This is a genomic window from Actinomadura sp. NPDC049382, assembly GCF_040677125.1.
Taxonomy (GTDB): Bacteria; Actinomycetota; Actinomycetes; order Streptosporangiales; family Streptosporangiaceae; genus Spirillospora; species Spirillospora geliboluensis.
On the sequence record NZ_JBFARO010000001.1, the window covers coordinates 153549 to 165816 of the forward strand.

Annotated in this window: 13 protein-coding genes; 5 read left to right on the top strand and 8 right to left on the bottom strand. The window is 74.5% G+C overall.

All coding sequences use genetic code 11. From position 1 onward, the window contains the following. Positions 1 to 42 precede the first annotated feature (42 nt). The 7 genes from AB0K34_RS00750 to AB0K34_RS00780 all read right to left on the bottom strand — a co-directional run bounded on the left by AB0K34_RS00750 (position 43) and on the right by AB0K34_RS00780 (position 5910). Positions 43 to 1812, bottom strand: a complete 1770-nt coding sequence (locus tag AB0K34_RS00750; RefSeq protein WP_301173804.1) for an FtsX-like permease family protein — start codon at positions 1810 to 1812, stop codon at positions 43 to 45. A 5-nt stretch (positions 1813 to 1817) separates the two neighbouring features. Next, positions 1818 to 2546, bottom strand: a complete 729-nt coding sequence (locus tag AB0K34_RS00755) for an ABC transporter ATP-binding protein (protein WP_301173803.1) — start codon at positions 2544 to 2546, stop codon at positions 1818 to 1820. After that, on the bottom strand, positions 2543 to 3076 hold the full coding sequence (locus AB0K34_RS00760) for a PadR family transcriptional regulator (protein WP_364544310.1): 534 nt from the start codon (positions 3074 to 3076) through the stop codon (positions 2543 to 2545). Before AB0K34_RS00760 ends, AB0K34_RS00755 begins: the two co-directional genes overlap by 4 nt. Positions 3077 to 3176: 100 nt before the next feature. Then, positions 3177 to 3572 (bottom strand): hypothetical protein, encoded by a 396-nt coding sequence (locus AB0K34_RS00765; protein WP_364544312.1) that lies wholly within the window; start codon positions 3570 to 3572, stop codon positions 3177 to 3179. 65 nt (positions 3573 to 3637) lie between these two features. After that, a complete protein-coding gene (locus tag AB0K34_RS00770) occupies positions 3638 to 4384 on the bottom strand; it encodes an alpha/beta hydrolase (RefSeq protein WP_364544315.1) in 747 nt (248 codons plus the stop codon). A 3-nt stretch (positions 4385 to 4387) separates the two neighbouring features. Next, entirely contained in the window at positions 4388 to 5320 is a 933-nt protein-coding gene (locus tag AB0K34_RS00775) for a sigma-70 family RNA polymerase sigma factor (RefSeq protein ID WP_364544318.1), read from the bottom strand. A gap of 14 nt (positions 5321 to 5334) precedes the next feature. Continuing rightward, positions 5335 to 5910, bottom strand: a complete 576-nt coding sequence (locus AB0K34_RS00780) for an AAA family ATPase (protein ID WP_138637417.1) — start codon at positions 5908 to 5910, stop codon at positions 5335 to 5337. 56 nt (positions 5911 to 5966) lie between these two features. Between AB0K34_RS00780 and AB0K34_RS00785 the strand changes: the two genes are divergently transcribed. After that, a complete protein-coding gene (locus AB0K34_RS00785) occupies positions 5967 to 6518 on the top strand; it encodes a YciI family protein (protein WP_364544321.1) in 552 nt (183 codons plus the stop codon). Between the two features lie 36 nt (positions 6519 to 6554). On the opposite strand, the gene AB0K34_RS00790 is transcribed toward AB0K34_RS00785, so the two are convergent. After that, complete coding sequence (locus tag AB0K34_RS00790) at positions 6555 to 7502, bottom strand: Rieske 2Fe-2S domain-containing protein (RefSeq protein WP_301173796.1); 948 nt, start codon at positions 7500 to 7502, stop codon at positions 6555 to 6557. Positions 7503 to 7665: 163 nt separating this feature from the next. Here AB0K34_RS00790 and AB0K34_RS00795 point away from each other — a divergent pair, with 163 nt between their 5' ends. From AB0K34_RS00795 to AB0K34_RS00810, 4 genes are all read left to right on the top strand, one after another. Beyond that, positions 7666 to 8553, top strand: a complete 888-nt coding sequence (locus tag AB0K34_RS00795) for a sigma-70 family RNA polymerase sigma factor (protein WP_301173795.1) — start codon at positions 7666 to 7668, stop codon at positions 8551 to 8553. A gap of 189 nt (positions 8554 to 8742) precedes the next feature. Next, positions 8743 to 9264, top strand: a complete 522-nt coding sequence (locus tag AB0K34_RS00800) for a carboxymuconolactone decarboxylase family protein (RefSeq protein WP_364544325.1) — start codon at positions 8743 to 8745, stop codon at positions 9262 to 9264. Between the two features lie 177 nt (positions 9265 to 9441). Further along, positions 9442 to 10902: an MFS transporter gene (locus tag AB0K34_RS00805; protein WP_301173793.1), complete on the top strand. Its 1461-nt coding sequence runs from the start codon at positions 9442 to 9444 to the stop codon at positions 10900 to 10902. Between the two features lie 38 nt (positions 10903 to 10940). Next, complete coding sequence (locus tag AB0K34_RS00810) at positions 10941 to 12185, top strand: SGNH/GDSL hydrolase family protein (RefSeq protein ID WP_364544329.1); 1245 nt, start codon at positions 10941 to 10943, stop codon at positions 12183 to 12185. The last annotated feature ends 83 nt before the right edge of the window (positions 12186 to 12268 follow it).

Sequence of the window (12268 nt, forward strand, 5' to 3'; positions counted from 1 at the left end):
GCCCGGCCCCGCCCCGTGAAGACCGGTGATCCGGGCTCCTGCTCAGGAGGCTTCGGCGCTGAGCGTCCGGGCGATGGACCGGCGGGCCGCGAGGCGGGCGGGGACGGCGGTGAGCGCCGCCGTGACGGGAAGCGCCGCGAGCGCGGCCGCGAACAGCACCCAGGCGGGAGGCATGGGTGTCTCGCCTGGGCTGAAGAGCCAGCACACGAACATGCCGAGGGGGACGCCCGCGAGGGCGCCCGGCAGGGTCGGGAGGAGCTGCGCTGTGGAGAGCCCGGCTGTGATCTGACCTGGCGTGGCGCCGAGCGTCCGCGCGACGGCCATGGTCGGACGGGCTTCGAGCGCGGTCGTCCAGGTGACGGTGACGGTGTTGACGGCGGCGAGCGCGACCAGCCCGATGGTGACGGCCAGAAGCATGTGGCGGCCCTGCTCGACCCGCACGTTGCCCAGGTCGGACGAGCCAAGCCCGTAGCTGAAATCGGGCTGCGCGTGGAGGATCAGCAGGGCGGTCGTTCCCATCACGGTGACCGCGATGCTGGACGCGTGCAGCACCGCGCGCCCCGGACGGCGGGCGATCAGCCGCAGCCCCAGCAGCAGCGGAGTCGGCAGCAGCGCCGACACGCGGGTCAGCCGGGACCGGTGCGGGGGCCGCTGGGCGGCGTCGGCCAGCGCGGCGACGGTCGGGGTGCGCAGCGCCCGCAGGGTCGGGCCGAGGGTGGTGAAGCCGGCCATGGCGAGCGCGACGACCGTCGTGAAGAAAGCGGTGTCGGCGGACGGGCCCGCGGACGCGCTGAGCAGGCTCGCGGTGGGGTTGGCCGCCACCGGCACGGCCAGCCGCGCGATCCCGAGCCCGAGCGCGTCGGCGGCCAGCGCGACGGCCAGGTACTCGGCGAACAGGACGGCGGCGATGAGGCCGGGCGCCGCGCCGACGGCCTTGAGCAGCCCGACGCGGCGGGTCTGCTTGGCGGCGCGTCCCGCGGCGAGCACGGCCACGCCTGCGACGGCCAGGAAGCTGAGCAGCCAGCTGCCGATGACCAGGATGGGCTGGCTGTCCCTGAGGACCCTCGCGCCGTGCCCGGCCATGAACTGCCAGCTGAAGGGGCGCACTGCGGGGTCACTGTGGGCGGCCATGAAGTCGCCGGTGGCGGCGGGGTCGCGCAGCTTCAGGTAGATGAGCGAGGTCACCTCCAGACGCTCGGCCGCCGCCAGCGCGCGGGCCTCGGATCCGCCCATCCAGACCAGGCCGCTGTAGTCCACCGGGCCGTCGCCCGGCCCGATCAGCTGCGCACCCGGGTAGACGTTGCTCGCCGCGGTCACGGCCGTCCCGACGACGGGGAGCGAGCGGCCCGCGACGGTGACGCGGTCGCCGGCGCGGACGCCCAGGGCGGCGGCGAAGCCCCGCTCGACCACGACGCCGCCGGGGCGTACCCAGGTGCCGGACGTCACCAGCGGGCGGTCGACCGGGCCAGGCGTCTCGGGGGCGCCCAGCACCACGGCGCGCGACTTGAGACCGTGCGCCGCAAGGGTTGTGTAGTACTGGCGGTGCGGGCCGCTGTGTGCGACGACCTGCGGATCGTCCAGCAGCTCGGTCAAGGGGGTCTGGTCGGTGCCGGGGGTCAGCACCACCATGTCCGGCCCGGCCGTCGCCGCGCGCGTCTTCCGGTAGAGCGAGTCGGTCGCGCCGTGCAGCGACAGGCCCAGCGCCAGCGTGGCGGTGGCCGCGGTGATCGCGACGAGGAGCATCGCCGCCTGGCCGGGATGCCTGCGCAGGTCGGCCAGGACGAGGCGGAGCACCAGCAGGGCGCTGCCCATGGCGGTCAGCCGTCCAGCCCGAGGAGGCCGCCGAGCCCGCGGCTGCCCGCGAGGCGGGTGTCGTCGACGAACATGCCGTCGCGCATCGAGACCAGCCGGTCGGCGGTGGCCGCGACGCGCTCGTCGTGCGTGACCAGCACGAGGGTCTGCCCGGCGGCGCGCAGGCCGTCGAACAGCCTCAGCACGTCGCGGGTGGCGGCGCTGTCGAGGTTCCCGGTCGGCTCGTCGGCCAGCAGGACGAGCGGCTCGTTCGCCAGGGCACGGGCGATGGCGACCCGCTGCCGCTGCCCGCCGGACAGCTCCCACGGCAGGTGCCGGGCGCGGTCGGCGAGCCCGACCCGCTCCAGCAGCTGGGCCGCGCGGCGGCGCGCCGCGCGCGGCGAGCGGCCGGCGAGCAGCGCGGGCAGCTCCACGTTCTCCGCCGCCGACAGCTCCTCCACCAGGTGGAACGCCTGGAAGACGAAGCCGACCGCGCGGCGCCGCAGCCGGGCCAGGCCCCGCTCGCTCAGGGCGTCGATGCGCCGGCCGTCCAGCCGGACCTCCCCGCCGGTGGGCCGCTCCAGGCCGCCGAGCATGTGCAGCAGCGTCGACTTCCCGCAGCCGCTGGGGCCCGTCACCGCCAGCACCTGCCCCGCCGGGACGTCCAGGTCGACGTCGTCGACCGCGCGGACCAGGCCGTGCCCCTGGCCGTGCTCCTTGCGCAGGCCCCGGGCCTGCAGCACGAACTCGCTCATGCGTCCTCGGTTCCGTTCCCGGCCCGCGACCACAGGCGTTCGCAGGCCTCCAGCCAGCGCAGGTCCGCTTGGAGCCGCAGCGCGACCCCCTCCAGCAGCAGCCCGGCGGTCGAGCCGTCCGGCTCGGCCAGCGCCGCCCGCTGCACGTCGGACAGCCGCCGCAGCAGCTCGCGGCGCTGCGCGTCCACCAGTTCCACCGGGTCGGCGAGCCGCGCCGCCGCGGCGGCGGCGAGCTTGAGGTGGAACTCCGCCAGGTTCGGCTTCGGCCAGGTCACCTCGGACAGCCAGGCCGCGACCCGCTGCTGCCCGGCCGGTGTCAGGGCGTAGAACTTGCGGTCCGGGCGGTCCGGCAGCCCTTCGGCGACCTCGCAGACGACGAGCCCGGCCTTCTCCAGCCGGGCCAGGGTCACGTAGACCTGGCCCGCGTTCATCGACTCCCCGAGTGGGCCGAGGGCACGCCGCAGGCGCGCGCGCAGGCCGTACCCGTGCGACGGCTCCTTCGCCAGCAACGCCAGCACCGCGTCCTGCATGCACCACCCCTAACGGCTAGGTAATAGATAGCGGTTAGCCATAGGACCGGTCAACACGAGACAGGTGATGTCCGGGCGTGTTCAGGGAAGGCGCGTGTGCTCAGGCAGGCGCGTGCCGGGTGGCGGCTGCTAAGTCCCACAGGCGGACGGTTCGGTCGCGGCCGGCGGTGGCGACGGTCTTGCCGTCCGGGCTGAACGCCACCGCCTCGACCGAGTCCGTGTGGCCGGTGAGGGGGCGGCCGATGGCCTTGTGGGTGGTGACGTCCCAGAACCGCAGGTGGAGCATCCCGACCGAGCGCGCCTCCCGCTCCATGCGCGCCACCAGTTGCTCGCGGACACCGACCTCCAGGGTCAGCGGCAACTTGAGCTGCTTGAGCGCCACGTCCCGGCGCATCCGCTCATCGTGCGCACGCCAGACGGCGCCCATACCGCCCTCGCCCAGCACCTCGACCAACCGGTACCGGCCGAGCACGACGTCTCCCGGTTCGCCCGCCACAGCGGCACATTAACGGCACCGCCCCGCGAATCGATACGGTCCGGTGGCCAATTGTGATCAGCGTTTCACCGGGCGGCGCGGGCGATGGGCATGAAGGTCGGGGCCGGGTCCGTGGTCAGGAAGCCGTGCACGAGGGAGCGCACCGTTTCGGGATGCTCCATCAGGAGCAGGTGGCTGGCGTTCGGGACGACGGCCAGTTCGGCGTTCGGCAGGGCCCGGTAGAACGCCACCGTGTGGTCGAGGGTGACCAGGTCGTCGTCACCGGCCAGGACGAGCGTCCGGGCGGTCACCGCGCGCAGCTCGGACGGGTCCAGCGGGGGCTCGGTCTCGACGGCGTCCACGATCTTGCGGAGGACGACCGGGAAGTGGTCGCGCCCGTCGGGCGACACCTCGGCGTAGGCGTCCACGACCGGGGCGGGCGGCTCCCCGTCGGCGGACGGCTTGTAGATCATCCCGTCGAGGTCGTAGGCCGCGCTGATCAGGACGAGCCGCTCGACCAGGTCGGGGCGGCGCATCGCGACCAGCAGCGCGACCGTCCCGCCGGCGCTGTAGCCGACCAGCCGGGACGGGCCGCCGACGACCCGCTCCAGGAAGTCGATCGTGTCCCGCGCCATCAGCTCCATGGTGATCGGGCCGGGCGCGTCGGGCGTGCGGCCGTGGCCGCGCCGGTCGGGCAGGTAGAGCGTGAAGGTGTCGGCGAGGCCGTCGAGGTTGCCGGTGAAGCAGCGGCTGTCGGTCAAGCCGCCGTGCAGGAGCACCACCGGGTCGCCCGCGCCGCGCTCGTCATGCCACATGTGAACGATGTCGGTCATGTTCTATGTACGGGACGGGGGCCGCGAAGTCATCGGCAGCCCGAACATCGGGAACAGGGACGGGTCCAGGTAGGTGGTCATGGTGGCGAGCAGCCCGTCCCGCGCCTCGAGGACGACCAGGCTGAACGCCTCCCCGTCGCGGTACTGCGCGAAGGCCGGGGAGCCGTTCGCCGCCGTCCGGACGAGGCGGTCGTCGGCGCAGTCGCCGCCCGCGCCCACCAGCGCCGCCCGGACCGCGTCCCGGCCGCTGAGCCACCAGGCGAACGGCGGCATCGACATGGCGACGTCCTCGTGGAGCAGCGCGACCAGGCCGTCGACGTCGTAGGAGGTGAACGCCTCGACGTACCGTTCGAGCAGCGCCTCGTCGACGTCGCCGCCCGGCGCGCGGCGCTCGGCCACGGCGGCGCGGGCCCGCTGCAGGGCGCTGTTGACCGCGGCCGGTGTGCTGCCGAGCAGCCCGGCGACCTCGTCCGCCGACCAGCACAGCACCTCGCGCAGGATGAGCACCGCCCGCTGGCGCGGCGGCAGGGTCTGCAGGGCGGCGACGAACGCCAGCCGGATCGTCTCTCGCGCGGCGGCCAGCTCGGCGGGGTCGCCCTCCTCGGGCAGGACCAGCCGGTCGGGGATGGGCTGCACGAACGCGCCGGGCCCGAGCGGCGCGCCGAGGAACCCGCCGGGCGCCGCGGACGGGCCGAGGTCCATCGCCAGCGCGCGCCGCTGGACGCTGCGGGCCATGTCGAGGCAGACGTTGGTGGCGATGCGGTACAGCCAGGTGCGCAGGCTCGCCTTGCGCTCGTCGAAGCGGTCGGCGTTCTTCCAGGCGCGCAGGAAGGTCTCCTGGACGGCGTCCTCGGCCTCGGCGGCACTGGCGAGCATGCGGTAGCAGTACCCGGTCAGCTCGACCCGGTGCGCTTCCAGCCGCTGCTCAAAGGCCATCCGGCCACACTAGATCAGCCCTCTGACAGCTCTTGCGCGGGTGCCGCCCGCCGGGCGAAGGCGGCGATGTCGGCGAGGGCGGGCCGGTAGCCGTCCGAGGTGTCCACGATGAGGGTGGGCAGGTCCATGCGGAGGGGGACGTAGGAGTCCAGCGAGTGGCGTCCGGCGGCGATCGCCTCCAGCAGGTCGCGGTCGCCGTGGGCGGCCCGGTGCCCGTGTTCGACGCGCTGGACGATCCGTTCGCGGGCGATCTCGCTGTCGACCGTGCAGCGGACGACGCGGATGTCCGCCAGTGCGGTGAGGGGCTCCAGGTTCGGCCGCCACACCTTGTCCTGGAAGGCCGCTTCGGCGACCGCCGTGACGCCCGCTTCGAGCAGCAGCCTCAGCACGCCGAAGAAGGCGCCCAGCGTCGGGAGGTTGAGCGGGTCGGCGCCGCCGCCCCGGTAGCCGGGCGTGGCGAGCACCATGCCCTGCTTGATCTCGTCGCGGACGACGGCGGGGCATCCGAGGTCCTGGGCGAGCCGGTGCGCGAGGGTCGTCTTCCCCGTCCCCGGACCGCCGCTCACCACGACCAACGTCGGCAAGGCCATGCCCCAACCCTCGCACGGACGGGGCGGGCGAGGCGCGGGGCCGCGATACTGGCGCGATGGAGTTCTTCGTCTACCACCGGGACCGGGCGGGTTCCCTGCCGCTGCGCATGGAGCTGCTGGAGGAGCACTGGTCCTACATGGACGGGTACGGGACGGAGATGATCGCCCGCGGCCCGACGCTCGCGGACGACGGTGAGGCGCCCACCGGCAGCGTGCACATCGTCGACCTGCCCGATCCCGCCGCCGCCCGCGCGTTCGCGTTCGACGAGCCCGGCTGGCAGGCCGGCGCGTACCGGGACGTGCTGGTGCGCCGGTGGCGCAACCTGCTGGGCCGCACGATGTGGGACTTCCCCGGCGGGCGCGAGGGCGGTGCCCGCTTCCTGGTGCTCGGCCTCGGGTCGGGGCCGGGCGCCGACCTCGCCGTCCCGCCCGGGCGGGACGGCGATCTGGTCGCCTACGGGCCGCTGCTGTCCGACGACGGCGGCGCCTGGCTGGGCACGGCGGCGCTCGTCCGCGCCCAGGACGAGGACGCGGCACGCGCCTTCCTGACCGTGGACGCGTATGCCTCGATCGACGTCCTCCCCTGGGAGTTCGGCGGCCGCCGCTAGCGGAGGCCGGTCCCGGGGTTGAGCCGGGGCCGCGCGTCAGAAGGCGGAGGTGTGGGCGGGCTGGCGGCGGTGGCCCCGGCCCACCCGGGCGCCGTGCTCCTCGGCCGGACCGGCGGGCACGCCCACCGGAGGCATGCGGACCTCGACGCGCCCGTTCTCGATCCGCGTCTCGTAGCAGGGCTGCGGCGTGCTGGCCGGGCCGCGCACGACGCCGCCGTCCGAGAACCGGAAGGTGCTGCCGTGCCAGGGGCAGGTGACGCAGCCGTGCTCGAACGTCCCCTCGTTGAGCGGGCCGCCCATGTGGCCGCAGGTGGCGTCGAGGGCGTACACCTTGCCGCCCATCCGGTGGAGCAGGATCTGCACGCCGCCCGCCTCGGCGATGCGGTGGTCGCCTTCGGCGAGGTCGTGCTCGCCGAGCACCGGCGTCCACTCCTCCGGGCCTTCCTGCCACGCGTTGCGGTTGACGTTGACGCCCCGGACGAACGACAGGTGGCCGCCGAGGTAGGCGCCGATCGCCATCATCCCCAGCCCGGCGTACCCCAGCGCCTTGCCCGTCTGGCGGTCGCCCTTCATGCGCGTGATCAGCGACGCGATGTACAGCGACAGCGCCGCGGAGTTGCCGAGGGCGTGGACGAGCCCGACCCGCCGCTCCTTGCCGAGCGTGTCGCTCCAGTCGTTCAGCCCGGTGAGGGCGGTGGGCACCGCCGCGGCGATGCCGGTCCCGATCAGCAGGTCCGCGGACGGCTCGGCGTCGCGGCCGCCGGCGGCGTCCAGCAGCGCGGCCATGGTCCACGCGCCGATCGGCACGTCGGTCAGCGTGGGGTGCAGCGGATGCCCGAGGTTCGTCCCGCTGAGCGTGTTGCGGACGGGACGCGGCCGTACGATCTTCTGGGCCGCCTTGGCCACCGGTTTCGCGACCCCGTCGAGCGATTTCGCCCGCTCCAGCCGGCGCACCATCTTCTGCGGCATCCTCATCACGATCATCCCGGCCTCCCCAAGGCACGACTGGCACTGCTCCGCTAGTCGCCTCTCTATCCCAGGGAATCCCCGCAAAACGTCCGCCCGCGGACGGTCGGCGCAGGTAGGTCACCTTCGGGGCATCCGGTTCGTCATGAGGGTGATGCCGTCCATGAGAGGTTGCTCCATCGTGAACGCCCCAGATTTCCTCGCCGTCCGGTTCGAGGAGCACCGTCCCCATCTGAAGGCGGTCGCGTACCGCATGCTCGGTTCGCTGGCCGAGGCGGACGACGCGATCCAGGAGACGTGGCTGCGGTTGACCCGGTCCGGCGACGCCGAGATCGACAATCTCGGCGGCTGGCTGACCACCGTGGTCGGGCGGGTCTGCCTGGACATGCTCCGGACCCGCAAGAGGCGCGGCGAGGAGCCGCTGGAGGCGCGGCTGCCCGACCCGGTGATCAGCCGGACGGACGGCACCGACCCCGAGCAGCAGGCGATGCTGGCGGACTCGGTCGGGCTGGCGCTGCTGGTGGTGCTGGAGTCGCTCACCCCGGCGGAGCGGCTCGCGTTCGTCCTGCACGACATGTTCGGGCTGCCGTTCGAGGAGATCGCGCCGATCGTCGACCGCACGCCGGCGACGGCCAAGAAGCTGGCGAGCCGGGCGCGGCAGCGGGTCCGGGGCGCGACCCCGCCGCCCGACCCGGACCCGGTCGGCCAGCGCCGCGTGGTGGACGCCTTCCTGACCGCCGCGCGCGGCGGCGACTTCGACGCGCTGGTGGCCCTGCTCGACCCGGACGTGGTGCTGCGCGCGGACGGCGGCGAGCTCACCGGCGGGCTGCGGGTCATCCGCGGGGCCGCCGCCGTGGCCGGGCAGGCGCCCACGTTCCAGCGGATGGCCACCGCCGCGACCACGCACGCCGCCCTGGTCAACGGGCTCGCGGGGCTGGTCAACACCATCGACGGCCGGCCGTTCTCGGTGATGAGCTTCACCGTCGCGGACGGCAGGATCGCCGCGATCGACATCCTCTCCGACCCCGACCGCCTGGCGCGGCTCGACCTGGCGTCCACCGACGGCTGATCGGCCCGGACCCGCGTCCTCCGGCCCCCTTGAGATGGCTTCGCGCCGTCCCAAGGGGGCCTTCTCGTGGATGGGGCAGAAAAAATCGCTCGGATCGGTCACCTTCTCCGGATGCGGGTCGTCAGTGCAGTGAACGAGCCGATGAGGCGGGCGAGAAAAGGCCCGCACAACCTGGAAAAGGAAACGCTCATGACCGCGACCGCGAACGAATTCGACGCCTCGACCCTCACTTCTCGCCTTTCCGACCCGCAGCAGCTCGTCCCCGAACTCGGCGACGCCGGCGCCGCGCTGTTCAAGATCGCCGGGAACGGGGCGGTGCCGCGCGGCACCATCGCCCTCGTCCACCTGCGCGCCGGCCAGCTCGTCGGGAACACGTACCTGACGATGCTGCACACCGGCAACCTGCGCCGCGCGGGCGTGCCGGAGGAGAAGATCACCGCGGTGGCGTCCTGGGCGGACGCCCCGTACTTCACCGCCGCCGAGCGGGTCGCGTTGGAGCTGGTCGAGGCGGTGCTCACCCCGAACCCGCACGGCGAGCGGGTCCCGGACGCGCTGTACGCGCGGGCCGCCGAGCACTACGACCCCACGGCCCTCGCGACGCTCGCCATGGTGATCGGGCAGGTCAACTTCTTCATCCCGCTCGCCCTGATCGGCAGGCCGCTGCCCGGCGTCTCGCCGGCCGAGCAGTGGCGCGCGACCGCGGCCGAGTGATCCGCCGGCCCGGGGCGGCCGCCGCCCCGGGCCCGCAATTCCTCCCGCATTTCCCTTCCCATCGCCGCCCCGCCCGGGATCGACGCGCGTGACCGCACCGCGCCCCGGCTCGATCCCGGTTCTGGCGGGCCCCGGCCCCTTTTCGGCCCCTCGGCCGCCTCAGCGAAAGAAATGGTCATGACCCATGCCTCCAGGCGGGGGCTCGCACTCGCGCTGCTCGCCGCCACGCAATTCGTGCTGGTGCTGGACGCCTCGATCGTCGGAGTGGCGATGCCGTCGATCGGCGCCGACCTCGGGTTCGCCCCGGACGACCTGTCCTGGGTCGCCAACGCCTACACGCTGACCTTCGGCGGGCTGCTGCTGCTCGGCGGCCGCGCCGCCGACCTCGTCGGCCGCCGCCGCATGTTCATGATCGGCATGGCGCTGTTCGCCGCCGCCTCGCTGGCCGGGGGCCTCGCGGTCACCGGCGGGATGCTCGTGGCCGCCCGCGCCGCCCAGGGCGTCGGCGCCGCACTGGTGTCCCCGGCCGCGCTGTCGCTGGTCATGACGGTCTTCCCGGCCGGACCCGACCGCAACAGGGCGATGGGCGTGTTCGGCGCGGTCGCCGGGGCGGGCGGCGCCGCCGGGTCGATCCTCGGCGGGATGCTGACGCAGTGGCTGGGCTGGGAGGCCACGCTGTACGTGAACGTCCCGCTCGGGCTGGCGGCGATCGCGCTGGCGCCGAAGCTGCTGCCCGAGGCGTCCGACCGCACGGCGCGCGGGTTCGACCTTCCCGGCGCGCTGACCGCCACCGGCGGGCTGGCGCTGCTGGTCTACACGCTGGTCGAGGGCGACGACGCCGGCTGGACCTCGCCGCGCACCCTCGGCCTGGGCGCCGTCGCCACGGCCCTGCTCGCGGTGTTCCTGCTCGTCGAGGCGCGCACCGCCCACCCGCTGCTGCCCCTGAAGATCTTCCGGCAGCCGGTGCTGCGCGGCTCCAACCTCGCCGCGGTCCTCACGCTGATGGCGATGGCCCCGCTGTTCTTCTACCTGACCTTCTACATGCAGCAGGTCGTCGGCTTCGGCCCGGTCCGCGCCGGGCTGGCGCAGCTGCCGCTGGCACTGGCGATCGCCGTCACCGCGGGCGCGGCGGGCGCGCTCATCGCCCGGCTCGGGCTGGGCACCGCGATGGCGGCCGGGCTCGTGATCACCGGCGCCGGCCTCGCCTGGTTCTCCCGCATGTCGGCGGACGGCGGCTTCCTCACCGACGTGCTCGGCCCGACGCTGGTGATCGGCGTCGGCGCGGGGCTGGCCTTCGTCACCACCACGGTCGGCGCGACGTCCGGCACCCGTCCCGAGCAGGCCGGGCTGGCGTCCGGGCTGTTCAACACCGCGCAGCAGGTCGGCGGGTCGCTCGGCCTGGCCGCCGTGGTCGCGATCTCCACGTCCCGCACCGCCGGCGCCGTCGCGGGCGGCGTGCGCGACCCGGCCACCGCCCTCACCGAGGGGTACGGCGCCGGAATGCTCACCGCCGCCGGCATCGCCCTCGCGGCGGGACTGCTCGCCGCCGTCCTCGTCCCGCGCCGCCCGGCCCCGGCACCCGGCCCCGAGGCGGCCGAACCCGCCGCCCGGCCGTCCGCCGAGACCGCCGCGTCCTGACCGCACACCCCGTCGACCGCTGGAAAGAGCGTCCGATCATGAACTCCCCCAAGAACACCGAGCAGCTGACCACCACCGACGCCGACACCCGCACCGTCTGGCACGGCGCCTGGACGGCCGCGGTCATGCGCCCGTCCGCCGCGCCCTGGTTCCCCACCTGGGCGGAGCAGGGCTTCACCGACCAGTCGGTCCGGCAGATCGTGCGCGTGAACGCCGGCGGCACCCAGGTCCGGATCCGGCTGTCCAACGCCTACGGCGCCGCGCCCCTGCGGGTGACCGGCGCGAGCATCGGGCGCACCGCGGGCGGCGCGACCGTGCGGCCGGGCACGCTCCACCCGCTGCGCTTCGCGGGCTCGCCGTCGGCCGTCGTCCCCGCGCGGGGCCGGATCATCAGCGACCCGGTCGCCCTGCCCGTCCGGCCACGGGAGCAGCTCACGATCACGCTGTACTTCGCGGACGCCACCGGCCCGGCCACCCACCACCAGCTGTCGATGACCACGTCCTACCGCGCCGCCGGCGACCGCCACCGCGACCCGTCCGCCACCGCCTACACCGACAGCATCGAGCCCGGCTTCGGCTCCTGGTACTACCTGGAGGGCGTCGAGACCTCCGGCGGGCGCCCGCAGCCTCCTGCGGTCGTCGCCTTCGGCGACTCCATCACCGACGGGTTCGGCGCGAACGTCGACGGCGACGACCGCTACCCCGACGCCCTCGCCGAGCGCCTCGCCGCCGCCGGGCGCCCCCATCCGGTGCTGAACGCCGGCATCGGCTCCAACAAGCTGCTCACCGACTCGGCCTGCGGCGGCGACTCCGGGATCTCCCGGTTCGCCCGCGACGTCCTCGACCAGCCCCGCGTCGGCACCGCGATCGTCCTGATCGGCATCAACGACATCCAGCTGAACGACGACCGGATGTGCGGCGTCGACCTCGACGACCCCCCGGTCACCGCGCAGCGGCTCATCGACGGCCACCAGGCGCTGGTCCGCGCCGCCCTCGCCCGCGGCGTCGCGGTCATCGGCGGCACGCTCACCCCCTTCCAGGGCTCGGCCGGGTGGACGGCCGAGGGCGAGGAGATCCGCCGCCGGGTCAACCGGTGGATCCGCACCTCCGGCGCCTACGACGCCGTCGCCGACTTCGACCGGGCCCTCGCCCCGGACGGCACCGGCCGCATCCCGGAGGCCCTGCACATGGGCGATCACATCCACCCCAGTGCCGCCGGGTACCGGGCCATGGCCGACGCCATCGACCCGGCCGACCTGGGGCACGGCTCCGACCACCGTTGACGGGGGTGACAGGAGCGAGCCCGGCCGCAGGGCTCGTTCCCGTGCCGTTCGCGAGTTCGGCGGCGTCCCGCGCGCCGGGCCGT

What these genes read in the sequence shown, in the direction of transcription:
- AB0K34_RS00770 (WP_364544315.1), bottom strand. Translation starts at nt 4,384, where the DNA reads ATGACCGACATCGTTCACATGTGGCATGACGAGCGCGGCGCGGGCGAC.
- AB0K34_RS00780 (WP_138637417.1), bottom strand. Translation starts at nt 5,910, where the DNA reads ATGGCCTTGCCGACGTTGGTCGTGGTGAGCGGCGGTCCGGGGACGGGG.
- AB0K34_RS00755 (WP_301173803.1), bottom strand. Translation starts at nt 2,546, where the DNA reads ATGAGCGAGTTCGTGCTGCAGGCCCGGGGCCTGCGCAAGGAGCACGGC.
- AB0K34_RS00810 (WP_364544329.1), top strand. Translation starts at nt 10,941, where the DNA reads ATGAACTCCCCCAAGAACACCGAGCAGCTGACCACCACCGACGCCGAC.
- AB0K34_RS00805 (WP_301173793.1), top strand. Translation starts at nt 9,442, where the DNA reads ATGACCCATGCCTCCAGGCGGGGGCTCGCACTCGCGCTGCTCGCCGCC.
- AB0K34_RS00800 (WP_364544325.1), top strand. Translation starts at nt 8,743, where the DNA reads ATGACCGCGACCGCGAACGAATTCGACGCCTCGACCCTCACTTCTCGC.
- AB0K34_RS00750 (WP_301173804.1), bottom strand. Translation starts at nt 1,812, where the DNA reads ATGGGCAGCGCCCTGCTGGTGCTCCGCCTCGTCCTGGCCGACCTGCGC.
- AB0K34_RS00760 (WP_364544310.1), bottom strand. Translation starts at nt 3,076, where the DNA reads ATGCAGGACGCGGTGCTGGCGTTGCTGGCGAAGGAGCCGTCGCACGGG.
- AB0K34_RS00785 (WP_364544321.1), top strand. Translation starts at nt 5,967, where the DNA reads ATGGAGTTCTTCGTCTACCACCGGGACCGGGCGGGTTCCCTGCCGCTG.
- AB0K34_RS00775 (WP_364544318.1), bottom strand. Translation starts at nt 5,320, where the DNA reads ATGGCCTTTGAGCAGCGGCTGGAAGCGCACCGGGTCGAGCTGACCGGG.
- AB0K34_RS00790 (WP_301173796.1), bottom strand. Translation starts at nt 7,502, where the DNA reads ATGATCGTGATGAGGATGCCGCAGAAGATGGTGCGCCGGCTGGAGCGG.